2 protein-coding genes are annotated in these 3124 nt (G+C 65.0%); both read right to left on the bottom strand.

The annotated features are described in order from the left end of the window. Nucleotides 1–467 precede the first annotated feature (467 nt). On the bottom strand, nt 468–824 hold the full coding sequence (locus ACIRU3_RS47475; protein WP_404070652.1) for a CAP domain-containing protein: 357 nt from the start codon (nt 822–824) through the stop codon (nt 468–470). Between the two features lie 1973 nt (nt 825–2797). Then, nucleotides 2798–3124, bottom strand: a 327-nt coding sequence (locus tag ACIRU3_RS47470) for an integrase core domain-containing protein (protein WP_404070649.1), incomplete at its 5' end; no start/stop codon positions are given.

Genomic DNA, 3124 nt, shown 5'->3' with positions numbered 1-3124 from the left:
TATGCCGGGGGTGTTCTGGCTGGTCACTGGCGGTGGTTCTCCTCGTCGTGCCCTCACAGGCTAACAAGACAAATCGAGGCGTTTCACGCCACGCTGTCACAGAGGGGACGGCGCGACAGCACTCTGCGGATCCGCATTGGCCCCGGCCTCGCCAGTCTCGGCGTCGTCCGGAGCCAGCGACCCGCCTGCGGGCGATCACCCACTCCTGCCACTCCTGCTCGGCCGCGGCCAGCTCGGCCTGGACGCGGTCGGCCTCCTCTCGCAGCTCGTCCACGCGCCGACGAGCAGCAAGCTCATGCTGTTCCAGCAGTCCAACGACCGACGGCATCCGAGACCTCCCGCAGAGCGGCGACATGACAGGCCACGGTTCCCACGGAATCATCGGCCCTATGCCTGACCAGCCAAAAAACCACTTTCATTCTCGGAAAGGCAACAGCGTCTTATGCGGTCCCAGCACTGGCTGGGGGTCAGCGTGCTGCTGCGAAGGTCTGCGTCCACCGGGGGCCACCCGCTGCGTCACGTATCCCGATGCCGATCTGCGTGAATGAGCAGTTGAGGATGTTGGCCCGGGGGCCTGGGCTGTTCATCCAGGCGTGCATGACCTCCGCGGGGCTCTGCCGGCCTCGGGCGATGTTCTCGCCATAGGTGGACCACCGGTATCCAGCAGCGGCGATGCGCTCCCCCGGATCCTTCCCGTCGGGGCTGACATGGCCGAAGTAACCACGTTCTACCATGTCAGTGGAGTGGTTTTGTGACGCAGCCGTCAGACGGGCGTTCATTGTCAGCGGACCGCAGCCAGCCCTGGTGCGCTCCTGGTTGACCACCGCGATGACCTTCTCAGCCTCTGGTGGAGTAGTGCGTGCGGTACCGGACGGACGAGGCGGAGCGGTCACATACGGAGAGCTGGGGGCGAAAATCCTTACAGAAGCCGACGGTGAGGCGGACGGTGCGGACGCCTCACTCGTGGACGGTGAAGGTGCAGCGGGCGCCAGACCAGGTGGTGCAGCGTGCTTCGGGGAAGGCGCTGGAGTTTGTTCAGTGGCCCGTTCGTGTAGGTAGAGGGGGCCAGCTGCAGCCAGGGCGAGCACGGTTCCAGCCATAACGCTTCGGCGACCCGACCTCGGCCGCTGTGTTCTGTACCGGGCATGGCGTGGCTTGATCGGCGGGACACCAGGCGGCATGGCCCGGCTCCATGTGGGCCTGGCGATCTGTGGGACCAGCTGCCGGATGGTGGCAGTCAGTGCTGGAGGGGGAGGCAGGAGCGGCAGGGCAGTGAGCAGTGCCTGGGAGGGATACAGGTTGTACTGCAGGGCGGAGCAGTTCACGCAGCCGTGGATATGGAGGGCTATGTGTATCCGCCATGTGCTGTCGGGTATCCCGTCCCATGTGGTGAGCAGCCCGTGCAGGGCTGGGCATGGCGGTTTCGTCTCCAGGGCCCGTACCACGACTCGGGCAGTGTCCAGGCGGCGCTTCATCTGCTGCACGCGCACAGCGCTGCGTGAAGTGGACAGCTGCAAGGCTGCGGCAACTTCTGGAGGGGTTAGCTCGCCCCCGCACTCCAGCCACCACAGGGACAGTACGATCTGGTCGGCGGGCCCCAACCAGCGAGACGCCTTGGCCGTTTCCAGGTGCTGTCCGGCCAAGTCCAATTGGAACACGGTCAGATCGACGAAGTCCGTGACGGGTGCGGCGGGCGCGTCAGCGGTTTGAACGTCGGCCGGCACGCGCTGCTGGTGCCACCGCGACCGGCCCTGCCAGTATTCCCATACGCGGTCCATGGCGGTCGCTGTCAGCCAGGAGCGGAAATTGCCGCCGCTGTGCAGCTCGGCCGCGCCGAGCACAGCTTGGACCATAGTGTCCTCGACCAGGGTGTCGGTTGCCCGATGGCCGTTCAGTGCGCGTCCGATCAGGTTGTAGACAAGCGGGAGGCAGGTAGTGATGACCTCCTCGCATGTGTGGGTATCGCCGTGGTGCGCCATCTGCAGCGCGGTATCGCGTTCTGTCTGCACGTTGGAGAACCCTGTCTGTTCGCTTGCAGTTCCTGAGCCCGCCATAGGAAGGCGCAGGAAAAGTGCGTGATGTCAGAGAAGTTCGTCGTGAGGTGGTGTCGCGCGGTGCTTCCCGGCTGGTGCAAGCAGTCCGGACCGGCGCGCGCGGCGACCAGCACGCTCAGGAGGCGGCATTGCCTCTTGAGGCCAAGGGCGGCCGACAGGGCAGGGGCGTATGCCCCCGCAGCCTGCTGTCACGTCGACGGCATGATCCGCCGTCACGCTGTGTCTGCCGCCATCCCTCACAGTCTGCTTCTTCCGCTTACGGTCACTGCGGTTTACAGCCTGCCGGGCAGCGCCGCCCGGCAGGCTCGGCAACGCGAGCACGTCACACAGGTAGGTGATGGTGTGTCAGTTTCGAGCCGCAGATGGCACGCGTCCTCTGCGTCCGCAGTCCGCTGGTGTCGCACTTGTTCTCCGCGCGGAACCTGCGCTCGGTCTGCCTTGCGCTTCGCGCTCGCTCGCTTGTGCCATTCGGCGACTGTAATGCGGGGTCTTCGTTGCGACAAAGCCAACCTAGGGTATGGGCAATCTCTGCCCTTTCTGCCGCCCTCCCGTGTATTCCCTGAGGAGGGTATTTCCTCTTTAAGTTGACCAGTTTTCCGCGATAGGAGGATAAAGCCACCGGAACCAGTCGCCGCGCCGCCGTCCGAGCCACTGGGTGTTCACCAGTGAAGAGAGCGAGCGGATTCGCAAAAGGCTGATGGGAGAGCTGAGTGAGGCGTCCCCCGGAGTGTGGACACAGGGGTTCATGCTGCGAGTGTGAGTTTACGTCCTCGCCGGTGCTGCTGTTCGAACTCGGCCGGCGAGAGGTAGTTGAGGGCGCTGTGGCGCCGTCGGGCGTTGTAGTAGGTCAGCCACTGGAAGATCTCCGGCCTCGCCTGACGCACCGTCGAGAACATCCTCTGGTGCATCGTCTCCCTCTTGAGTCCTTGCCAGAACGACTCGGCGAGCGCGTTGTCGTGGCTCGAGCCGACCCGGCCCATGCTCCTGCGGATCCCGAAACCGTCACAGACCTGTGCGAACGCCGCCGACGTGTATTGGGCGCCCCTGTCCGCGTGAAAGATCACTGCGGT

Origin of the sequence: Streptomyces sp. NPDC101151 (assembly GCF_044768335.1) — a bacterium.
GTDB lineage: Bacteria > Actinomycetota > Actinomycetes > Streptomycetales > Streptomycetaceae > Streptomyces.
The sequence above is the reverse complement of the archived record's forward strand: the minus strand, read 5'-3'. Positions and strand labels throughout refer to the sequence as shown.